The sequence below is a fragment of the Streptomyces sp. NPDC049879 genome (assembly GCF_044461265.1).
Lineage (GTDB): Bacteria > Actinomycetota > Actinomycetes > Streptomycetales > Streptomycetaceae > Streptomyces.
Genome location: NZ_JBITKT010000001.1, coordinates 97,653 through 117,279, shown reverse-complemented (window position 1 = coordinate 117,279; position 19,627 = coordinate 97,653). Strand labels below are relative to the sequence as shown.

Annotated in this window: 18 protein-coding genes; 8 read left to right on the top strand and 10 right to left on the bottom strand. The window is 74.2% G+C overall.

The annotated features are described in order from the left end of the window. Window positions 1-44: 44 nt before the first annotated feature. The 3 genes from xseA (at window position 45) to ACIBPC_RS00560 (ending at window position 2,284) form a co-directional block, all read left to right on the top strand. Entirely contained in the window at window positions 45-1,280 is a 1,236-nt protein-coding gene (xseA, locus tag ACIBPC_RS00570) for an exodeoxyribonuclease VII large subunit (RefSeq protein WP_398840296.1), read from the top strand. Between the two features lie 60 nt (window positions 1,281-1,340). Next, a complete protein-coding gene (locus ACIBPC_RS00565) occupies window positions 1,341-1,622 on the top strand; it encodes an exodeoxyribonuclease VII small subunit (protein ID WP_398840295.1) in 282 nt (93 codons plus the stop codon). Window positions 1,623-1,690: 68 nt separating this feature from the next. Beyond that, on the top strand, window positions 1,691-2,284 hold the full coding sequence (locus ACIBPC_RS00560; RefSeq protein WP_398840293.1) for a malonic semialdehyde reductase: 594 nt from the start codon (window positions 1,691-1,693) through the stop codon (window positions 2,282-2,284). An 81-nt stretch (window positions 2,285-2,365) separates the two neighbouring features. Here the strand turns inward: ACIBPC_RS00560 and ACIBPC_RS00555 are convergent, their stop codons facing one another. Further along, window positions 2,366-3,040, bottom strand: a complete 675-nt coding sequence (locus ACIBPC_RS00555) for a DUF4245 domain-containing protein (RefSeq protein ID WP_398840292.1) — start codon at window positions 3,038-3,040, stop codon at window positions 2,366-2,368. Between the two features lie 146 nt (window positions 3,041-3,186). Here ACIBPC_RS00555 and glpX point away from each other — a divergent pair, with 146 nt between their 5' ends. Then, window positions 3,187-4,215 carry a class II fructose-bisphosphatase gene (gene glpX, locus ACIBPC_RS00550; RefSeq protein ID WP_362967748.1) on the top strand — a complete coding sequence of 343 codons (1,029 nt, stop codon included), beginning with the start codon at window positions 3,187-3,189 and terminating at the stop codon, window positions 4,213-4,215. Between the two features lie 110 nt (window positions 4,216-4,325). Here glpX and ACIBPC_RS00545 read toward each other — a convergent pair whose 3' ends face one another. Both ACIBPC_RS00545 and ACIBPC_RS00540 read right to left on the bottom strand, forming a co-directional pair. Beyond that, window positions 4,326-4,694 (bottom strand): WhiB family transcriptional regulator, encoded by a 369-nt coding sequence (locus ACIBPC_RS00545; RefSeq protein WP_398840290.1) that lies wholly within the window; start codon window positions 4,692-4,694, stop codon window positions 4,326-4,328. A gap of 184 nt (window positions 4,695-4,878) precedes the next feature. After that, on the bottom strand, window positions 4,879-5,544 hold the full coding sequence (locus ACIBPC_RS00540) for a DUF1707 domain-containing protein (RefSeq protein ID WP_362967747.1): 666 nt from the start codon (window positions 5,542-5,544) through the stop codon (window positions 4,879-4,881). Window positions 5,545-5,690: 146 nt separating this feature from the next. On the opposite strand from ACIBPC_RS00540, the gene ACIBPC_RS00535 reads away from it, so the two are divergent. The 3 genes from ACIBPC_RS00535 (at window position 5,691) to ACIBPC_RS00525 (ending at window position 7,540) form a co-directional block, all read left to right on the top strand. Continuing rightward, window positions 5,691-6,656 carry an SPFH domain-containing protein gene (locus tag ACIBPC_RS00535; protein WP_362967746.1) on the top strand — a complete coding sequence of 322 codons (966 nt, stop codon included), beginning with the start codon at window positions 5,691-5,693 and terminating at the stop codon, window positions 6,654-6,656. Further along, window positions 6,653-6,889, top strand: a complete 237-nt coding sequence (locus ACIBPC_RS00530; protein WP_398840288.1) for a hypothetical protein — start codon at window positions 6,653-6,655, stop codon at window positions 6,887-6,889. The genes ACIBPC_RS00535 and ACIBPC_RS00530 overlap by 4 nt, the downstream gene beginning before the upstream one ends. A gap of 96 nt (window positions 6,890-6,985) precedes the next feature. Continuing rightward, complete coding sequence (locus tag ACIBPC_RS00525; RefSeq protein ID WP_362967744.1) at window positions 6,986-7,540, top strand: peroxiredoxin; 555 nt, start codon at window positions 6,986-6,988, stop codon at window positions 7,538-7,540. On the opposite strand, the gene ACIBPC_RS00520 is transcribed toward ACIBPC_RS00525, so the two are convergent. The 4 genes from ACIBPC_RS00520 to ACIBPC_RS00505 form a co-directional block, all read right to left on the bottom strand. Continuing rightward, window positions 7,541-9,394, bottom strand: a complete 1,854-nt coding sequence (locus ACIBPC_RS00520) for a SpoIIE family protein phosphatase (RefSeq protein ID WP_398840286.1) — start codon at window positions 9,392-9,394, stop codon at window positions 7,541-7,543. Between the two features lie 110 nt (window positions 9,395-9,504). Then, window positions 9,505-10,236: a DUF402 domain-containing protein gene (locus ACIBPC_RS00515; protein ID WP_362967742.1), complete on the bottom strand. Its 732-nt coding sequence runs from the start codon at window positions 10,234-10,236 to the stop codon at window positions 9,505-9,507. A gap of 56 nt (window positions 10,237-10,292) precedes the next feature. Beyond that, window positions 10,293-11,687, bottom strand: a complete 1,395-nt coding sequence (locus ACIBPC_RS00510; RefSeq protein WP_362967741.1) for a class II fumarate hydratase — start codon at window positions 11,685-11,687, stop codon at window positions 10,293-10,295. Between the two features lie 24 nt (window positions 11,688-11,711). Beyond that, window positions 11,712-13,109, bottom strand: a complete 1,398-nt coding sequence (locus ACIBPC_RS00505; RefSeq protein WP_398840284.1) for a serine/threonine-protein kinase — start codon at window positions 13,107-13,109, stop codon at window positions 11,712-11,714. 165 nt (window positions 13,110-13,274) lie between these two features. Between ACIBPC_RS00505 and ACIBPC_RS00500 the strand changes: the two genes are divergently transcribed. Further along, window positions 13,275-15,041, top strand: coding sequence for a hypothetical protein (locus ACIBPC_RS00500; protein WP_398840282.1), 1,767 nt, complete (start codon window positions 13,275-13,277; stop codon window positions 15,039-15,041). An 802-nt stretch (window positions 15,042-15,843) separates the two neighbouring features. Here ACIBPC_RS00500 and ACIBPC_RS00495 read toward each other — a convergent pair. From ACIBPC_RS00495 to ACIBPC_RS00485, 3 genes are read right to left on the bottom strand one after another with little or no spacing between them, the layout of a single operon-like run. After that, a complete protein-coding gene (locus ACIBPC_RS00495; RefSeq protein WP_398840280.1) occupies window positions 15,844-18,192 on the bottom strand; it encodes an FtsX-like permease family protein in 2,349 nt (782 codons plus the stop codon). Then, the gene (locus ACIBPC_RS00490) at window positions 18,189-18,884 is read right to left on the bottom strand and encodes an ABC transporter ATP-binding protein (RefSeq protein WP_398840279.1); all 696 of its coding nucleotides are present in this window, start codon (window positions 18,882-18,884) and stop codon (window positions 18,189-18,191) included. Before ACIBPC_RS00490 ends, ACIBPC_RS00495 begins: the two co-directional genes overlap by 4 nt. After that, the gene (locus tag ACIBPC_RS00485) at window positions 18,881-19,405 is read right to left on the bottom strand and encodes a PadR family transcriptional regulator (RefSeq protein WP_362967736.1); all 525 of its coding nucleotides are present in this window, start codon (window positions 19,403-19,405) and stop codon (window positions 18,881-18,883) included. Before ACIBPC_RS00485 ends, ACIBPC_RS00490 begins: the two co-directional genes overlap by 4 nt. Window positions 19,406-19,627: the final 222 nt, after the last annotated feature.

Here is a 19,627-nt window from a genome sequence, read left to right as displayed (position 1 = left end):
GGGAACGGACCGCGTTGTCAGTGGCGGGCGTTAGCGTTGCGCGCATGGCTGTCACGACGTCCGCAGAGGCACCGATCCCGGTCGGGGAGGTGTCGCGGCTCATCGGTGGGTGGATCGACCGGCTCGGCGCGGTGTGGGTCGAGGGGCAGATCACGCAGCTCACGCGGCGTCCGGGGGCGGGGGTGGTGTTCCTGACGCTGCGCGACCCGGCGCGGGACGTGTCGCTGCGGGTGACGTGCTACCGCGCCGTGTTCGACCAGGTGTCCGACGTGGTGCGGGAGGGGGCGCGGGTCGTCGTCTTCGGGAAACCGTCGTGGTACGCGGCGCGGGGTGACCTGTCGCTGCGGGCGACGGAGATCCGGGCCGTGGGGATGGGCGAGCTGCTGGTCCGTCTCGAACGGCTGAAGCGCGAACTGGCGGCCGAGGGGCTGTTCGCCGCCGACCGGAAGCGGCGGCTGCCGTTCCTGCCCGGCTGCGTGGGGCTGGTGACGGGCCGCGCGTCGGCCGCCGAGCGCGACGTGCTGGAGAACGCGCGGCTGCGCTGGCCCGCCGTCCGCTTCGCGGTGCGGAACGTGGCGGTGCAGGGCGTCCACGCCGTGCCGCAGGTCGTGGCGGCGGTGCGCGAGCTGGACGCCGATCCCGAGGTGGACGTGATCGTGGTGGCGCGGGGCGGTGGCAGCGTCGAGGACCTGCTGCCGTTCTCCGACGAGGAGTTGGTGCGGGCGGTCGCCGCGTGCGGGACGCCGGTGGTCTCGGCGATCGGGCACGAGCCGGACGCGCCGCTGCTTGACCTGGTGGCCGACCTGCGCGCCTCGACGCCCACGGACGCGGCGAAGCGGGTGGTGCCCGACGTGCGGGAGGAGCTGACGCGGATAGGGCAGCTGCGGGACCGGGCGCGGCGGTGCGTCGAGGCGCGGCTCGACCGGGAGGAGCGGGGGCTCGCGGGCATCCGCAGCCGTCCGGCGCTGGCCGAGCCGTACGGGCTGGTGGAGGGGCGCGGGGCGGAGCTGGCGGATCTCGTCGGGCGCTCCCGGCGTGCGCTTGGCCATCTGCTGGACCGCGCGCGGGCGGACGTGGAGCACACGAGGGCGCGCGTCGTGGCGCTCTCCCCCGCGGCGACGCTGCGGCGGGGGTACGCGGTGCTCCAGCGGGAGGACGGCGCCGCCGTGCGGTCCCCCGACGAGGTGGCGGCCGGGGACGGGCTGCGGGCCCGGGTGGCGGACGGGACGTTCCGGGTGACGGTGAGCGGGGACGGGCGGGACGGGGCGGAAGGGAGCTGAGGGCGGCGTGGGTGTGAGGTGCGACGGGTGGCCCGCGGGGCCGGACATAGGGTGGCTGGCATGACGGAAGCGGGGACCGGTCCCGGCGCGGCGCTGGGCTACGAGCAGGCGCGCGACGAGCTGATCGACGTGGTGCGCCGGCTGGAGACGGGCGGCGCGACGCTGGAGGAATCGCTCGCGCTCTGGGAGCGGGGCGAGGAGCTGGCGCGGATCTGCGGGCAGTGGCTGGAGGGCGCGCGGGCGCGGCTGGACGCGGCGCTGGCGGCCGGTGACGAGGAGGGTGACGGCGGCGACGGCGCCGAGCCGGTGGGCGGTGCGCGGGGCGCCGGCGAGGAGGAATAGCATCGCGGCCGAACAAGTTGACCGGTCAATTTCCGCCGGTCGGCCGCGATCGCGAAAGGCACTACCCGATGGCTCTCAGCCTCGACACCGACGCCCAGGACCTGCTGTTCCACCAGGCGCACACCGCCCGCGCGTTCACCGATGAGCCGGTGACCGACGAACAGGTGGAGGCGGTCTACGACCTGATCAAGTACGCGCCGACGGCGTTCAACATCTCGCCGCTGCGCGTGACGGTCATCCGCAGTCCCGAGGCGAAGGCGAGGCTGCTGCCGCACCTGACCGAGGGCAACCGCGTCCACACGGCGCCCGCCCCGGCCACGGCGATCCTCTCCGCCGACCTGAGCTTCCACGAGAAGCTGCCGACGCTCTTCCCGGTCTACCCGACGCTGGCGCAGGACCTGTACGGCGATCCCGGGGTGCGCGAGGCGGACGCGCGGCTGAACGCGTCCCTCCAGATCGGCTACTTCGTGCTCGGCGTGCGGGCGGCGGGACTGGCGGCCGGTCCGATGAGCGGCTTCGACCGCGCCGGTGTGGACAAGGAGTTCTTCCCCGACGGGCGGCAGCGGTCGCTGGTGCTGGTCAACATAGGCCGGCCCGCCGAGACCGCCTACCGGCCGCGCCAGCCCAGGCTGGACGCCGCCGAGGCCGTCAGCTTCCTGTGAACCCTGTGAGTGCTGTGAACCCTGTGAGTCCCGCGAGGTGAGCGGCGCGGGACCGGTGGGACGCGCCCGCCGGTCCCGTCGTCAGGCGGCCCGTCCCGGCTCAGCCGCGAGCGCCTCGGTCAGCCCCGTGAGGCCGTCGAGCGGCGCGGTGCCCATCACGACCGTGGTGTCCTCGGGGCCGACGCGGACCAGCGCGTCGTACTTCTCGCCCTCGTAGCGCGCCCACGTGTCACCGGCGACCTCGACGGTCTCGCCGGTGGCCGTCGCGCCGACGGTGACGGAGGACACGAACGCGTCCTCGTTGCCCGCGACCGGCACGGCCTGGGTGAGGGCGACGTACTCGTCGGACGGGTTCATGAAGCCGAGGCGCCAGGTCGCGCCGAACTCGCCCTGCGGGTCGTAGCGCACCGCCGTGGCCCGCCAGTCCTCGTCCAGGCCGCGCGGGACGAGCAGGTCGTAGGGGGCGGCGCGGGCGGCGGTGGCGGCGGCGACGTCGTACTCGACGGTGCGGACCGGGTCGCGCGACTCGTCGTGCGGGATGACGAGCCAGAAGCCGAAGGCGCCGACGCAGATGAGCGCCATGGACAGCACCATGTTGCGGAAGCTCTGCAGGCGCAGGCGGTTCGCCCGCCCGCCGCCCGGCCTTCCGCCGGGCGCCGCGGGGGCCGTTCCGTCCGTGCTCTCCGGCGGGGTCTCCGCCGCGGCGTCCGGCGCGCTGTCCGGCGCGGGGCTCTCACTCGACACTTCGCTCGCCACACAGCCATCGTCGCGCACGCCGGGCCGGAGCCCGCACCCACCCCCGGTCTCGCTCAAACGACGGTTGCCCCGCTCATCTGAAGGGCATGCGGTTAGAGTCGGAGCACCCTCCCCGCGCCGCCCGGCGCAGAAAGGCGCGTCCTCAGATGCCCGATCACCTTCCGCCTCCCCTCGACGTCGCCCCCGCGGCGCCCGACCGCAACCTCGCGCTCGAACTCGTCCGCGTCACCGAGGCCGGGGCGATGGCGTCCGGCCGCTGGGTGGGCCGCGGCGACAAGAACGGCGCGGACGGCGCCGCCGTCCGCGCGATGCGCGCGCTCGTCTCGACCGTCTCGATGAACGGCGTCGTGGTCATCGGCGAGGGCGAGAAGGACGAGGCGCCGATGCTCTACAACGGCGAACGCGTCGGCGACGGCACGGGCCCCGAGTGCGACGTGGCCGTGGACCCGGTGGACGGGACGACGCTGACCGCCAAGGGCATGGCGAACGCCGTGTCGGTGCTGGCGGTGGCCGAGCGCGGCGCGATGTTCGACCCCAGCGCGGTCTTCTACATGGACAAGCTGGCGACCGGCCCCGAGGCCGCCGAGTTCGTGGACATCGACGCGCCGCCCGAGGTGAACATCCGCCGGGTCGCCAAGGCCAAGGGCGGGACGCCGGAGGACGTGACCGTCGTCATCCTCGACCGGCCGCGCCACGACGACCTGGTGCGCCGCGTGCGGGAGAGCGGGGCGCGGATCAAGTTCATCGCGGACGGGGACGTCGCCGGGGCCATCATGAGCGTGCGCGACCACACCGGCGTCGATCTGCTGCTCGGCATCGGCGGCACGCCCGAGGGCATCATCGCGGCGTGCGCGATCAAATGTCTGGGCGGCACGATCCAGGGCAAGCTGTGGCCCAAGGACGAGGCCGAGCGCCGCGCCGCCCTGGACGCGGGGCACGACCTCGACCGGGTGCTGCACACGGACGACCTGGTCGGCGGCGAGAACGTGTTCTTCGTCGCGACCGGGGTGACGGACGGCGAGCTGCTGCGCGGGGTGCGCTACCGCGCCGAGACGGCGACGACGCAGTCGCTGGTGATGCGGTCGCGTTCCGGCACGATCCGTCAGATCGACTCCACGCACCGGCTGAGCAAGCTGCGGGCGTACAGCGCCGTGGACTTCGACCGCGCGGGCTGACGGGTCGCCCGGCGGGTCGGGAAGGGGAGCCGGCGGGGCGGGCGGTGGGTGGGGGGCGGCCGCCCCGCTCGGCGGCGTCCGGCTCGCTCAGGCGGCGCGCGGCGGGCCGCTCACGCGATGCGCGGGATGTCGGCCGTGCGGCCGCCGGGCGCGGCCGTGTCCCGGCGGCGCCTGCGGCTGAGCACGACGCGGCGCTCGGCCGCCGTGAGCCCGCCCCAGACGCCGTAGGGCTCCGGCTGGAGGAGGGCGTGCTCCCTGCATTCGAGCAGGACCGGGCAGCGGGCGCACACGGACTTGGCCGCCTGCTCGCGCGACAGCCGGGCGGCGGTGGGCTCCTGGGACGGCGCGAAGAACAGGCCGGCCTCGTCGCGCCGGCACGCGGCCTCCGAGTGCCAGGGGCCGCCCAGGTCTCTCGGACTGCGCTGGGCGGGGGCTGCTGGGGACCACTGGGACTCATGTGGCGGTGACGATTGCAGCACGGTCAACTCCTGACGACGGCTACGGGGGTCGCTCCTGGCTGGTGGACCCTCACCCGTCCTGGGGGACGCCGCGCTTGCCCTTCCCACCATGCGGCCATACGAGTGACGGTCCCCCGAGCCCTACCCGCTGTGCGCACGCTTATGCACGGAGCGACAACGCGGCCCGCCGTATCAGCCGTACCGGTCAGTCCTTGCGCAGGTCCTTGACGCGCCGGCCGTCCACCGGCTTCGCCTCCACGCCGCCCATCACGGCGAACCCCTTGACGACGATCACGGGCGCGTCCGGGTCGGCCGCCTCGGTCTCGCGGACCTCGAAGCCGCCCATGAAGCCGCTGCCCTCGCAGCGCAGCGAGACGTTGTCCGGCACCCGTATCTCGATGCCGCCCAGGACCGCGACCGCGTTGACCACGACGTGGCGCTGCTCGAACAGGGCTTCGGTGAAGTCCAGTTCGATGCCACCGAGGACGGCCACCGCGTTGATGGTGCCGCCGACGCGCCAGCGCCCGTGCCGGGTCGAGCCGCTGAGGACGGCGACGACGTTGCGCGTCCCGGCGGACGCGCCGCCCGGCGCGGGGCGGACCTCGGGCGCGGGCCCGGCGGCACGCGCCGCGGGGGGCGCGAACGCCTGACCCTCCGGCAGGTCGCGGATCAGCGGCTCCAGTTCGGCGACGGTCTTGGCCGCGTAGACGGCGTCGACGCGCTCGGCGTGCTCCTCGGCGTCCAGGCGTCCGTCGCCCAGGGCCTGGGCGAGGATCTCGGCCACCCGGTCCCGCTCGGCGTCGGAGGCGCGGACCGGCGGGGGCGGCGGTTCTTTGCCCAGCGGTACCGCGGGCGGATTCTCGGCTGTCACGGGCGACAGCCTAGCGACTCGCGATACATCGCGACCACCCCTATGGAGTAAAGTGATAGCAGTTTGCTAGACCGGACAGCCGGACATACGGCGGAGCAGACGTCCAGCAGACAGACATGTGACGGACCGACCGGAACGGGGACCCCATGACCGACGGCACACCCACACAGCCCACCCGCGCCACCACGGACGGCGCCGACATACCGGCGATGCCGGAGCCGGGCGTACGCGAGTTCCCCGCGCACAGCGTGCCCGGCGGCCTCGCGCTGCTGCTCACCTTCCTCGGCCTCCTCGGCGGGCTCGGCGCCGCCGCGTACGGCATCGTCCTCGCCGACGACGGGTCCGCCGCCGCCGGGGCCGCCCTGATCGTCGGCGGCATCCTGCTCGCGCTGGTCTGCGTCGTCCTCATGACGGGGCTGAACATGGTCGCCCCCGGCGAGGCGCGCGTCGTGCAGTTCTTCGGCCGCTACACCGGCACCATCCGCAAGGACGGCCTGCGCTGGGTCAACCCGCTGACGACCCGCGGCAAGATCTCCACCCGCGTCCGCAACCACGAGACCAACGTCCTCAAGGTCAACGACGCGTACGGCAACCCGATCGAGCTGGCCGCCGTCGTCGTCTGGCAGGTCGAGGACACGGCGCAGGCGTCGTTCGAGGTGGACGACTTCGTCGAGTTCGTCAGCGTCCAGACCGAGTCCGCCGTCCGGCACATCGCGCTCGACTACCCGTACGACGCGCACGGCGAGGACGAGCTGTCGCTGCGCGGCAACGCCGAGGAGATCACCGACAAGCTGGCCGTCGAGCTGACCGCGCGCGTCGCCGCCGCGGGCGTGCGGATCATCGAGTCGCGCTTCACGCACCTCGCGTACGCCCCCGAGATCGCCTCCGCGATGCTCCAGCGCCAGCAGGCGGGCGCGGTCGTCGCGGCGCGCAAGACGATCGTGGAGGGCGCGTGCAGCATGGTGGAGGACGCCGTGTCGCGCATCGCGGAGATGGACGACATCACGCTGGACGAGGAACGCCGGGCCGCCATGGTCTCCAACCTGCTCGTCGTCCTGTGCGGCGACCGCTCCCCCCAGCCCGTGCTGAACACCGGGACGCTGTACCAGTGACCGCACCGCCGCCGCCCCCGCGCAGGCAGGTCCTGCTCCGGCTCGACCCCGCCGTCCACGACGCGCTCGCGCGGTGGGCGGCGGCCGAGCTGCGCAGCACCAACGCGCAGATCGACTACCTCCTGCGGCAGGCCCTCCTCGCCGCGGGACGCCTCCCGGACGACACCTCGCCCGCCCGGCGGCGCGGCCGGCCGCGCCGCCAGGACGCGCCGGACGGCGATTCCCCCGCCTGAGCCGCGGCGCGCGCGGCAGGAGGGCGACGATCCGTGACGGGTGTGGCACGGTATGCGACGAACCTTTCGTGCACCGCGCCCCGAGGAGGCCCCGCCGTGCTGACCGTCGGCGACCCGTTCCCCCCGTTCGACCTCCCCGCCTGCGTCTCGCTGGAGCCGGGCCAGGAGTTCGCCAGGATCACCGAGAAGACCCACGCGGGCGCGTGGAAGGTCGTCTTCGCCTGGCCCATGGACTTCACCTTCGTCTGCCCGACCGAGATCGCCGCCTTCGGCGGGATGGCGCAGGAGTTCGCCGACCGGGGCGCCCAGGTCCTCGGCCTGTCGCTCGACTCGGAGTACGTCCACCACGCGTGGCGCCGCGAGCACCCCGACCTGCGGCACCTGCCGTTCCCGATGCTGTCGGACGTACGGCGCGAACTGTGCGCCGCGCTCGGCGTCCTCGGCCCGGACGGGCTGCCGCAGCGGGCCGTCTTCCTCGTGGACCCGCAGGACGAGATCCGCTTCGCCATGGTCACGGCCGGGTCGGTCGGCCGGAACCCGCAGGAGGTCCTGCGGGTGCTCGACGCGCTCCAGAGCGACGGGCTGACGCCCTGCGGGTGGACGCGCGGCGAGCCCGTCCTCGACCCGGACGCGCTGCTCGCCGGGACCTGATCAGGCCGCCGGCGTCGCCATCTCGAACCAGACGACCTTGCCGGTGCTCAGCCGCGTCGCGCCCCAGCTCCGCGCCAGCCGCTGCACCAGGTAGAGGCCGCGGCCGCCCTCGTCGGCCGGGCCCGCCTGGCGCAGCCGCGGCAGCTGGGGCACGTCGTCGCCCACCTCGCAGCGCAGCACGTCGGTACGCAGCAGCCGGACGGTGACGGGCCGTTCCGCGTACCGCACGGCGTTGGTGACGACCTCGCTGACCAGCAGCTCCACCGTGTCCTCGATGTCGAGCAGGTCCCAGCGGGCCAGGCTCTCGCGGACGAGGCGGCGCGCCTCGCGGACCGACTGGGCGCGCGGGTCGAGGCGGAGGAACGCGTTGGCCTCCGGCGCGATGCCCTCGAAGCGGGCGGCCAGCAGGGCGATGTCGTCGTCGCGGTCGCCCGGGCCGACGATGTCGAGGATCTCGTCGCACATCGGTTCAAGGGGCAGCGCCGCGTCGGGGCGGGTCAGCCGGGAGATCTCGGCGAGCTTCTCGCGCAGCTGCTCCACGCCCGTCCAGACGTCGCGCGTACGGGACTCGACGAGGCCGTCCGTGTAGAGGACGAGGGTGGCGCCCGCCGGGGCGTCGAACTCGACGGTCTCGAAGTCCACGCCGCCGACGCCGATCGGCGCGTTGGGCGGCATCTGCACCAGCTCGGTGGAGCCGTCCACGTGGAGGAGGACGGGCGGCGGGTGGCCCGCGTTGGCGGCCTTGATGCGGTGGGCGACCGGGTCGTAGACGGCGTAGAGGCAGGTCGCCATCCGGTCGGTGCCGAGCCGCTGGGCCTGCTCGTCCAGGTGGTGCAGGACCTCCTGGGGCGGCAGGTCGAGCCCGGCGAGTGTCTGCACCGTCGTGCGCAGCTGGCCCATGATGGCGGCGGACGTGGTCGAGTGGCCCATCACGTCGCCGACGACGAGCGCCACGCGGCTGCCGGGCAGGGGGATCGTGTCGTACCAGTCGCCGCCGACGCGGGCGGACTGGGCGGCGGGCAGGTAGCGGCTCGCGAGGCGGACGCCGGTCGGCTCCGGCAGGTCGTCGGGGAGCATGGTGCGCTGGAGTTCGTCGGCGATGGACGCCTCCCGCCCGTACAGCACCGCCTTGTCCACGCCGAGCGCGGAGTGGGTGGCCAGCTGCGCGGCGACCTGCAGGTCCTCCTGTTCGAACGATTCACGATCGGGTGTGCGGAGGAAGACGGCCGCGCCGATCACCCGCCGCCGGCCGCGCAGCGGCGCGACGATGACGCGGCGGCCCTCCGGCAGGTCGGTGGCGCCGGTCAGTTCGCGCATCGCGGCGCGCGGCACCTGCGAGTCGGTGAAGACGGGCCTGACGCCGCGCAGCACCTCGGCCAGCGGCCCGTTCCCCCTGACCTCGACCTGCGGCATCGCCTCGCCGAGCAGCGGCGGGAGCGCGGGCGGGCGTTCGGCGGGGCGGGCGCCGCCGAGGTACATGTGCTCGGGGATGCGGTCGCTGCGGCGCAGCTTGAGCACCCACGGCGTGACCGGCTGCTCGTCGCCGACCGGCAGCGGGTGGCGCAGGTAGACGAGGATGACGTCCGAGAACGTCGGCACCGACGACCGGCACAGGCCGAGCACGATCTCGTCCAGGTCCATGCCGCGCGCGATGCGGCGCGTGGCCGACCCCACGAACCGCAGCCTGTCGGACTCCGCGATGCCGCCGCCGAGGCCCTCCCCGGCGACGGGCCTGACGGGCGGATGCTCCGCGGGTGCGGACTCGGAGCGCGCGTGCGGCAGCGTCCGGCTCTCGGCGAAGGTGGTCAGGTCCGCCGTGCGAGCCACGGGCTGCGAGGGGGTCGGGTCCGTCACGAGAGGGTGTCCATCCAGGCTGGAACTGCGGAAACTGGGGCGCGTGGTGGGGGTGTTGTGCAGTTGTGCGGTCGTGGGGACCGATCCTACGGGCGGCGCGGGGGGTCGTATCAAGAGGCTCGGGGATGATCCGGCATCCGGCGGGCCTGCCGCGGGCCGGTGAGCGCGGGGCGCGCGCGGTCCCAGTCGGCGGGCAGCTGGGGCGTGCGCCAGCGCGGATCGGGGCGCCAGGACGGCCAGTTGTCGGAGAACGGCGGGCCCCAGGCGGTGACGAGCCGGGCGGCCTCGCGGGCCGCGGCGCCGATCCTGGCCGCCTGCGCCGCGTCGAGCAGCCCGGCCTGCTGCGCCTGGGCGAACTCGTCCTCGTCCCGCCACTCCCAGCTGCGGTCGGGGTAGACGGCGATGTCGAGGAAGTGGTCCTCGGAGTCGATGCCGCCCGGCCAGCGGCTCCTGGGCTCCTCCAGGTTGAGGTACCAGTTCTTGAAGCGCCAGCCGCGGTCCCAGAACAGCCAGACGGACCACGGCTCGGCGGGTCTCGCGAGCTTCAGCACGCCCGCGCCGAACCAGCGGGAGCGCACGGTCGTGCGCGGCTTGGTGTAACGGGTCGCGAGCGGCTCCAGGTGCACCGGCGTGCCGTCGGCCAGCTCCGGCTTGATGCACTCGGTGCCGGGCGCGAGCCAGACGGCGAGGAGGTCGGCGGAGTCCTGGACAACGGTCACGGGGCGGCAGATGTGGAAGCGCCCGGCGGTGCCTCCCGCGCCGTTCGCGCGGTAGCGCCACAGGATGTGGTCGCCGGGTCGCCACGGATGCGCGCCGCCGGTCCGCTCAGTTCCCGTTGTCATCTACACATGGTATGGGCGACGCCACGGACAGCGGGCGCATCCGGCCGAGAAGTACGTCAGGGGCGCGTCATCCGCAGGACGTCCAGCGCCTCGTCCAGCTGTTCGAGGGTGAGGTCGCCGCGCTCCACGTAGCCGCCGTCGAGGACGGCCTCGCGGATGGTCTTGCGCTCCTTGAGGGCGCGCTTGGCGACCTTCGCGGCCTCCTCGTAGCCGATGTAGCGGTTGAGGGGCGTGACGACGGACGGGGAGGACTCGGCGTACTCGCGGGCGCGCTCGGCGTTCGCGGTGATGCCGTCCACCGTGCGGTCGGCGAGGAGGCGGGAGGCGTTGCCCAGGAGGCGGATCGACTCCAGCAGGTTCTTCGCGATGACGGGCAGCATGACGTTCAGTTCGAAGTTGCCCGCCGCGCCCGCCGTGGTGACGGTCACGTCGTTGCCGATCACCTGGGCGGCGACCATCAGGACGGCCTCGGGGATGACCGGGTTGACCTTGCCCGGCATGATCGAGGAGCCCGGCTGGAGGTCGGGCAGGGCGATCTCGGCCAGACCCGTGCGGGGGCCGGAGGACATCCAGCGCAGGTCGTTGCAGATCTTGGTGAGGGACACGGCGATCGTGCGCAGCTGGCCGGACGTCTCCACCAGGCCGTCGCGGGCGCCCTGGGCCTCGAAGTGGTCGCGGGCCTCGGTCAGGGGCAGGCCGGTGACGCGGGCGACCTCGGCGATGACGGCGGCGGAGAAGCCGGGCGGGGTGTTGATGCCGGTGCCGACCGCGGTGCCGCCGAGGGGCAGTTCGGCGAGGCGCGGCAGGGAGGCGTTCAGGCGCTCGATGCCGTACCGGATCTGCGCCGCGTAGCCGTCGAACTCCTGGCCCAGGGTGACGGGCGTGGCGTCCATGAGGTGGGTGCGGCCCGACTTGACGATGCCGGCGAACTCCTGGCCCTTGCGCTCCAGCGCCTCGGCGAGGTGCGCCAGCGCCGGGATCAGCTCGCCGGTGACGGAGCCGGTGGCGGCGATGTGGATGGAGGAGGGGAAGACGTCGTTGGACGACTGGCTCGCGTTGACGTGGTCGTTGGGGTGGACCGGGCGGCCGAGGCGCTCGGTGGCGAGGGTGGCCAGCACCTCGTTGGTGTTCATGTTCGAGGAGGTGCCGGAGCCGGTCTGGAAGACGTCGATCGGGAAGTGCGCGTCCCAGGCGCCGTCCGCGACCTCGCCGGCGGCGGCGGCGACGGCCTCCGCCATGTCCTTGTCGATGACGCCCAGCTCGGCGTTGACGGTCGCCGCGGCGGCCTTGATGCGGGCGAGGGCGGCGATGTGCGCGCGCTCGATGCCCTGACCGGAGATGGGGAAGTTCTCCACGGCCCGCTGGGTCTGCGCACGCCACTTCGCGTCCGCCGGGACCCGCACCTCGCCCATGGAGTCGTGCTCGATGCGGAATTCGTTGCTACCACTCATGGGGAGGAATCTACCGGGAGGGCTTCAGCCCAGAGTGATGCGCTTCCCCTGGAGGGCCCGGCGGGCTCGGCGGGTGCGGCGCGCGCCGTGTTCGCGGCGCAGCAGCGCGGCCACGTCGCGGGCGGTTCCGGTGGGGTCGAGCTGGCCCAGGCGGACGCAGGCACGTTCGGTCGGCCAGCCGTCGGGGCCGTGGTAGCGGGCAAGGTCGGGTATCAGCGCGGCCCAGTCGGCGGGGGAGGCGGCGGCTTCGGCGGCGGCGAGGCGTTCGCGGAGGGTGGTGGCCTCGCTGGGGGCGTGGCGTACGGAGGAGCGGCGCAGGGGGCGCGGCTCCTGGGTGTCGCGGCTGTTCCGGCCGTTCTGGCTGTTCTGGGTGCTGTGGGTGCTGCGGGTGCTGTGGGTGCTGTGGGCGTCGGGAGCGGGCGTACGCGGGTCCGGCGCGCCGGTCGGGCGGGCGTCCTCCGGCGGGGCGGCCGGGTGGGCGTCGGCGGGTGGCACGTCGGGAGCGGGGGCGGGGCCGTTGTGCCGCAGGTCGTTCGTCGGGGTGTCGTGGGACGGGCCGTCGGCATACCGTACGGCCAGCGCACGCAGGCGGTCCCGGACGATGGTGGCGTGGGCCGGGCGCTCGGCGGGGTTCTTGGCGAGGAGGCGCAGCACCAGCGCCTCGACGTCGGCGGGGAGGTCGTCGCGCAGTTCGCGCGGGGGTTGCGGGGCCTGGTGCACCTGGCGGTAGAGGACCTGCATCACCGTGCCGCCGGGAGGGAAGACCGTACGGCCCGTGAGCATGCGGTAGAGGACGCAGCCGAGGGCGTACAGGTCGGTCCTGGCGTCCACGGGGTCGCCGAGGCACTGTTCCGGCGCCATGTAGTCGGGGGTGCCGATGGCGGCGCCGGTGGCGGTCAGGGAGCTGCGGTGGCGGTCGCTGAGTCCCTCGGCGAACCGCGCGATGCCGAAGTCGAGCAGTTTGACCCGGCTCTGGACCACCATGACGTTGGCCGGTTTCAGGTCGCGGTGGATGATGCCGACGCCCGGCGCGTGGGCGGCGGCGAGCGCGTCGGCCATCTGCGCGGCCCACTCCAGCGTGGTCGGCAGCGGCGGCGGGCCTTCGGCGAGGAGCTGGTCGAGGGAGCGGCCCGGCACCATCTCCATGACGAGGAAGACGGTCGGCCTGCCGTCGAGTGCGCCGGTGAACAGGTCGTGGACGGTGACGATGTGGGGGTGCGCGAGGCGCGCGATGGCGAGGGCCTCGCGTTCGAGGCGGGCGACGATGTCGTCGTCGGCGGCGCCGCCCTCGGTGGCGGTCTTGACGGCGATGTCGCGCCGCAGCCGCTCGTCGTGGGCGTGCCAGACCTGGCCCATGCCGCCCTCGCCGAGCTTGCGGACGAGGCGGTAGCGGCCTTCGAGTACGTCGCCCGTCGCGACCATGTGTCCCCCGGACCACCCGGCGGCGCGGTCCGCCGGTGGCTGTTGCTGTGTCGATGCCGATGCCGATGCCGATGCCGTCGGTGCCGGTTCCGTTGCGTCGGCGCCGTTGTCGGTGGCGCGGCTTAGGATTCCACAGCGAACGGCATCAGGTGAGGGGGGTGCGCGATGCGGAGGCGTTCCAGGGGGCGTGGCGTCGGGCTGCTCGGGGCCGTGCTCGCGCCGCTGCTGGCGCTCGGGCTGCTGACCGCGCCCCCGGCGCGGGCGGCCGGGCAGCTCGACGAGGCCGCCGAGGCGCTGTCGGACGGGCCCGGCGTGTGGGTGGCCGACGGGTTCGAGGGCGCGCCGGAGCCGCTGGTGGCGCTGATGCGGGCGCGGTACGCGCGGGCGGAGACGCCGGTGCGCGTCGCCATGGTCACGGAGGAGCTGGGCGAGGGCGACGCGGCGGCCCAGCAGTTCGCCGCCGCCGTCGGCGAGCCTGGGGCGTACGTCGTCTACAGCGAGACCGACGACCCGACCTCCGACTACCCCACCACGGCCTCCCAGTGGACCACCTACGGCGCGGGGTTCACCGGCGAGGAGATGGACGACGAGTACATGGACCGCGTCGGCATAGGCGTGGGCAACTTCCTCCTCAGCCTGCCGGACGCCTTCGACGGCGACCTGTCCCCCGCGGTGTTCGCGCTGTCGGACGAGGAGCCGTTCTTCGTGGACCCGGCGGTGACGGACGTCTTCCCGTCCGTGGACGCGGCGTCGCTCGCCACCACGTTCGCCGACGCGCGCACGCCCGTGCGGGTCGCGGTCGTGACGGCGCTCGGCGGCGACGAGTCGGCGATCCAGGAGGCGCTGTTCGCGGACCTGCCCGAGGGCGGGACGGGGGTGCTGCTGCGCTGGGAGGACGAGGACTTCTCGGTGACGACCGGCACCAGGGAGGCGCCGTTCGGTGTGGACGACGTGAACACCACGGTCGGCGGCATAGGCATCGGCGCGGTCCCGCCCGAGGCGCTCCCGCAGCGGATGGCGCTGCTGGCCGCGCTCCTCGGCCCCGACCCGGTCGAGGTGGCACGGCAGGCGCTGGCGGACGATCCCGTCTACGTGCACCCGGGGGTGTCGGACGGCGAGACGGGCCGGGAGGAGCTGGACGCGCTGCGGGAGCGGCTGCGGAACGCGGACCCGTCCGCGCGTGCGGCGTTCATGCCGGAGGGGGTGCTGGAGTTGCGCCTCGGGGAGGACCTGCCGGACAGTGACTCCCCCGAACTGGCCGAGATGTTCGTGCCGGAGGGCGACGGCACCGATGTGGTCGTCTGGACGGTGGACACCGAGTCGGACGCGTACGTGACGGACGTCTCGGCGACGGGCGACTCGTCGTTCGTGGAGGCGACGGAGTGGACGTACGGCGAGACTCCCGCCATATCCGGGCCGCTGGAGAAACTGCTCACCGAACTGGGGGACGACGGGGGCGGTTCCGGCTCCGGGCTGCCCGGCGCGGCGGGCGACACGGGGCAGTTGCGGATCTACCTGCTGGTCGTGCTCGGGATGGGCGCCCTGTGGCTGGTGCCGCTGCTGGCGGCCAACTCGACGCGCCGCAAGCGCCGGATACGGGCGACGGCCAAGTGGCGGCGGCGCCTGGCGCGGTTGCCCGCGACCCAGGCGCGCAGGGAGCAGGAGCGCGCCGATGTGGCGGCGGTGGCGGTCTGGCGTGACCTGGTGGCGCTGGGCGACGACCTCGCCCGGGTCGCCACGCCGCAGAACCCCACGAGGCTGAGGGCGTTGCAACGGCTGCGCAGCGAGTACGAGCGCATGCTCACGGCGCACGACGAGGCGATGACGTGGCACGAGGTCGCGGTCGTGCGCGCGGACGCGGAACGGCTGCGGCGCGCACTGACCGTGTGGCTGCGCACCGCCGACGCACGGCGGCCCACCCCCGTGGCCTGAGCCCGGGACCGCCTCGGCCACGCGGCCACGGTCACTGCCACACACCGGGCCGGAGCCATCCGGACCCGTCGGCCGACTCCCGTCCGGCAGGTGCGCCATGCCCCGGTGAGGGCGGTCACAAGGGCCTGCTCTCACGGCCCGTCAGAGGCCGACCCCGTACGCCGAGCACTGCACTCCGGGACTCGGAACGGGCCACCACCGGAAGCAGGCCGGTGTTGTCGCGCCCCAGCCGGGCGCACGACCGCCCACCTGCGGCGACCGGCCCGGCGGAAGCCGGTCTGCTGCACCGCTCACATATCCCGGCACCCAGCGAACGACTGCCCCCGATAGGAGGCAACTGGCCGCACCCAGCAGGCACCCCCCGGCACACGTAGCCCGCCACGGGCGGGCCGCCGCTGCCGCACACCGGCCGCAACGGTCCGCGCCAGGCCGATCAACTCCCGGATCCGGACCGGATCGCTTGCCAGCAGCGGGCCGCCCGCCTCGCCGACCGGCCCGGCGGAAGCCGGTCTGCTGCACCGATCGCACGTTCCGGCACCGGCACGGACCACCCGCCGGAGCGGACGACCGGCCGCTTCCGTCAGGCACTCCCGAGCCGGCACGCGTAACCCACCACAGGTGGGCCCGCATCGTCGCGCCCGGCCCCGACGACCGACCACACCGTTCGGCAGCCCGGAACCTGAACAGATCGCCCACCACACGCATGCCGTTGCGGTCGTGCCCCGGCCCAGCGCACGACCGCCCACCCGCGCCCCCCGGCCGTTGCGGGTCGGGGGGCGCGGGTGGGCGGGTGCCGGGCGTGTCACTCCGTGCGGAGGCCGTCCGGGCGCATCATCCGCCACAGCGGCGGCAGGCTCGCCAGCGTCACCAGGGCGATGACCCCGGCCCCCGCGCCCGCCATGGGCCAGAAGAAGAACCAGCTGCCCACCGGCAGGTCCACCATCGCCAGCAGTATCGCGCCGAGCCCCGTGCCGACGAGCGACGCCAGCAGCAGCCCCAGCACCACGGGCACCGCCGACTGCCACAGCACCGAGACACCGAGCGTTCCGCGGCGCGTGCCGAAGGCGACCAGGACCGACAGCAGCCGCCTGCGCTCCCGCAGTTGCTCGATCGTGGTGACGACCATGCTCAGCCCGATGATCCCCATGACGCCGGTGGCGCCGACGAGCAGCCCCTGCTTGATGCTCTGGAACCGCTCGGGCTGCTGCTCGCTCTCCATCTCCCAGACGGACGTGTCGAATCCGTGGCCCCAGACGACGTTCCTGACCCGTTCACCGGCGTCCGGGTCGGCGTCGTCGACGCGCACGAGGACGCGGCTCATCGGGTCGGTCAGCACGCGCTGGTCGAACGCCGCGGGCGTGGCGAGGACTCCGGCGGTCACCCCGCCGCCCGGGTCGCCCGACGCGTGGACGACCGGTGCGTCCGCCGGTACGGTCCAGCTGTCCGACGTGCCGGTGAAGGCGAGTTCCTGCCCCGGGTCGGGGCGGGCGGCGCCGCCGCCCTGGTAGACGAAGTCGGAGAGGAAGACGTCGCCGTCCTCGCACGAGTCCAGCACCGCCAGCTCCCCCAGCACGGCGCAGTCGGCGATCGTGAAGTCGAACATCCCGGCGTCCGTCTCGACGCCCCATCCCACGACCGCGCCGTACACCGACTCCACGCCGGACTGGGCGCCGATGTCGGCCGCCAGCCGCTCCGCCTCCCCCGGTTCCGAGGAGGACACGGTGACCTCGAACTGCGCCCTGCTCGGGTCGCGGCCGGTGTCGAACGTCTGCTCCTCGTCCACCCCCGCCAGCAGCATCAGCAGCGCCGTGGCGCCCGCGACGGCGACGGTGATGCCGCTGACCGCCCGCGCGGCCGGGCCACTGCTCAGCTGGAGGCGGCGCATGGCCAGCTGCCACGCGACCGGGCCGCGGTACAGCCGGGCGACGACCCGTTCGACGAGCCAGGGCAGGACGACGGTCGTGCCGACGAGCAGCAGGACCACACCCGCCGTGGCCTGGGCCAGCGTGACGTCGTCCGCCACGTCGTACGTGAAGGCCAGCGGGACGAGCAGCAGCGCGCCCAGCACGCCGGGCACCAGCCGCCAGCCGAGCCGCCGCCCGCGCGCCGCGCCCTCCCGTACGACGCCGAGCGGCTCGATCACGACGCCGCGCAGCGCGAAGAGCGTCACGGCGACGGCCGACGCGGGCACGGCGAGGACGATCAGCAGGCCGAGCACCGGCGAGGGCATGATGTCGGACGCGTACCCCGACTCGCCCCACACGCTGACGTCCCCCAGCAGCCCCCGGCCCGCGAAGAAGAACACGCCGCCGACGAGGAGGCCGAGCAGCGCGCCGGTCATCGCCTCGCCGGCCGCCACGCGCCGCGTCATCATCGTGTCGGCCCCGACGAGCCGCAGGGCCGCGAGCCGCCGGTCGCGCCGTTCGCCGCCGAAGCGGACCGCCGTGGCGATGAACACGGCGACGGGCATCAGCAGGACGACGCAGACGATGAGGATCAGCAGGGTCAGCGTCGGCCCGAGGGGCTCGCCGGCCATGTTCTCGACCCACGTGTCGGTGCGGGGCGTCTCCTCGGGGAGGTCGTCCACGCCCGTGTAGAAGTACAGCTCGCCTGGGCCGACGAGGCCCTCGCGCCCGATGGTGCCGACGACGTCGTCGCCGAGCCGGTCGGCGAGCAGCGCGCCGTCGTCGGAGGCGAGGAGGCGGCCGAGCGCCGGGGAGACGAGGAGTTCGCCCGGCCCGGGCCAGCGGTCGGTGCCGGGCGGCAGGGTCGCGGTGGTGGTGTCGGGGGACGCGTCGGTCTGGACCGCCAGGCCCCCGATGCGGTCGCCGTGGTACTCGGTGCTTATGTCCTGGAAGCGGAACGTGTCCTGGCCGGGCGCCATCTCGCCCGTTCCCCAGTGGGGCACCCGCGCGTCCTGCCGGTCGGCGCGGGCGGACAGCATCCCCGGGATCGACGCGGCCAGCAGCAGGACGGCGACGCCGAGGCCGACGCCGACGGCGGTCAGCGCCGTCCTGATCCAGCCGGACCCGCCGCTCGCCAGCGCGAAGCGCGCCCCCATGCCGAGGTCGCGCCGCCAGCTCGTGCCGCCGTCGGGGCGCTCCGGGCGGTCCTGGCCGGTGGCCCTGATGTCGGTGAGGCCCGCGCTCACGCGGCGCCCGCCATGTCCCGGGCGCGCCCGTCGCGGACGACGACCTCGCGGTGGGAGTACGCGGCGACGCGCGACTCGTGCGTCACCAGGACGACGGCGGTGCCGGTCTCCTGGGCGGCGGTGACGAGCAGTTGCATGACGCGTTCGCCGTTCAGGGAGTCGAGGGCGCCGGTCGGCTCGTCCGCGAAGAGGACGCGCGGGTCGTTCACCAGCGCGCGGGCCACGGCGACGCGCTGGCCCTGGCCGCCGGAGATCTGGCCGGGCCGGTGGTGGCGCACGTCCTGGACCTCCAGGCGGGCCAGCCACTCGGTGGCGCGCCGCTCCGCCTCCTTGCGCGGGGTGCCGGTCAGCCGCAGGGGCAGCGCGACGTTCTCGGTGCACGTCAGCTCGGGCACGAGCTGGCCGAACTGGAAGACGAAGCCGAAGTCCGTGCGGCGCAGCGCGCTGCGCTCGGCGTCGGAGAGGCCGCCGAGGTCGCGCCCGGCGTACCGGATCTCGCCGCTGTCGGGCGGGACGATGCCGGACAGGCAGTGCAGGAGCGTGGACTTGCCGGAGCCGGAGGGGCCCATGACGGCGACGATCTCGCCCGCCCTGATGGTGAAGTCGGCGCCGCCGAGGGCGGGCGTCGCGCCGTAGGTCTTGTGGATGTCGGTCGCGGTGAGGAGGGCGGGGGCGGTGTGCGGGTGGTTCACGGGCGGACCTCCGAGGCGAGCCGGTCCAGGCGGGCGGCGGTGAGTTCGAGCCAGCGCAGGTCGGCTTCGAGGTGGAACAGGGCGTGGTCGCAGATCAGCTGGTCGGCGAGGTCTCCGCCCGCCTTGCGGGCGGTCAGCTCGCGCATGAGGCGGAGGTGCTCGGCGCGCTGGACGTCGAGCAGCGCGTCGGCGTCGCGGCCGGTGAGCAGGGCGAGGACGACCTTGGTGTACAGGACGCTCTGGAGGTACGGCTCGGGCTTCTCGGCGCGCGCGAGCCAGCCGGCCACGTCGGTGACGCCCTCGTCGGTGATGGCGTACCGCTTGCGCTCGGGGCCGCCGCCGGGCTCGACGCCGTCCACCTCCACGAGCCCGTTCTTCAGCAGGCGGGACATCGTCGAGTAGACCTGCCCGTAGTGCAGGGAGCGGTCGTGGCCGAAGTGGGAGTCGAAGGCGCGCTTGAGGTCGTACCCGTGGCGCGGTCCCGCCTCCAGGAGGCCGAGCAGGGTGTGGCTGATGGACATGCCCCGCACTATACACACGATGTATAAACCTCGTGTATAGCGGGAGCGTATACGCCCTGAGCTGCTGCTTTCCCCGAACGGCCGTCCGCCGCCCGGACGATGGCCCGCCACGGCACGCTCATGGCACGGATCGGCACCGGAGAGGCAACGCCGCATACCGCCCCTGCGTCCGATCATCTAGCGTGGGAGAGCTTCACGACGGCGACAGGTGGACGGGGGCGT

What these genes read in the sequence shown, in the direction of transcription:
- xseA (WP_398840296.1), top strand. Translation starts at nt 45, where the DNA reads ATGGCTGTCACGACGTCCGCAGAGGCACCGATCCCGGTCGGGGAGGTG.
- ACIBPC_RS00565 (WP_398840295.1), top strand. Translation starts at nt 1,341, where the DNA reads ATGACGGAAGCGGGGACCGGTCCCGGCGCGGCGCTGGGCTACGAGCAG.
- ACIBPC_RS00560 (WP_398840293.1), top strand. Translation starts at nt 1,691, where the DNA reads ATGGCTCTCAGCCTCGACACCGACGCCCAGGACCTGCTGTTCCACCAG.
- glpX (WP_362967748.1), top strand. Translation starts at nt 3,187, where the DNA reads ATGCCCGATCACCTTCCGCCTCCCCTCGACGTCGCCCCCGCGGCGCCC.
- ACIBPC_RS00535 (WP_362967746.1), top strand. Translation starts at nt 5,691, where the DNA reads ATGACCGACGGCACACCCACACAGCCCACCCGCGCCACCACGGACGGC.
- ACIBPC_RS00515 (WP_362967742.1), bottom strand. Translation starts at nt 10,236, where the DNA reads ATGACAACGGGAACTGAGCGGACCGGCGGCGCGCATCCGTGGCGACCC.
- ACIBPC_RS00510 (WP_362967741.1), bottom strand. Translation starts at nt 11,687, where the DNA reads ATGAGTGGTAGCAACGAATTCCGCATCGAGCACGACTCCATGGGCGAG.
- ACIBPC_RS00505 (WP_398840284.1), bottom strand. Translation starts at nt 13,109, where the DNA reads ATGGTCGCGACGGGCGACGTACTCGAAGGCCGCTACCGCCTCGTCCGC.
- ACIBPC_RS00500 (WP_398840282.1), top strand. Translation starts at nt 13,275, where the DNA reads ATGCGGAGGCGTTCCAGGGGGCGTGGCGTCGGGCTGCTCGGGGCCGTG.
- ACIBPC_RS00485 (WP_362967736.1), bottom strand. Translation starts at nt 19,405, where the DNA reads ATGTCCATCAGCCACACCCTGCTCGGCCTCCTGGAGGCGGGACCGCGC.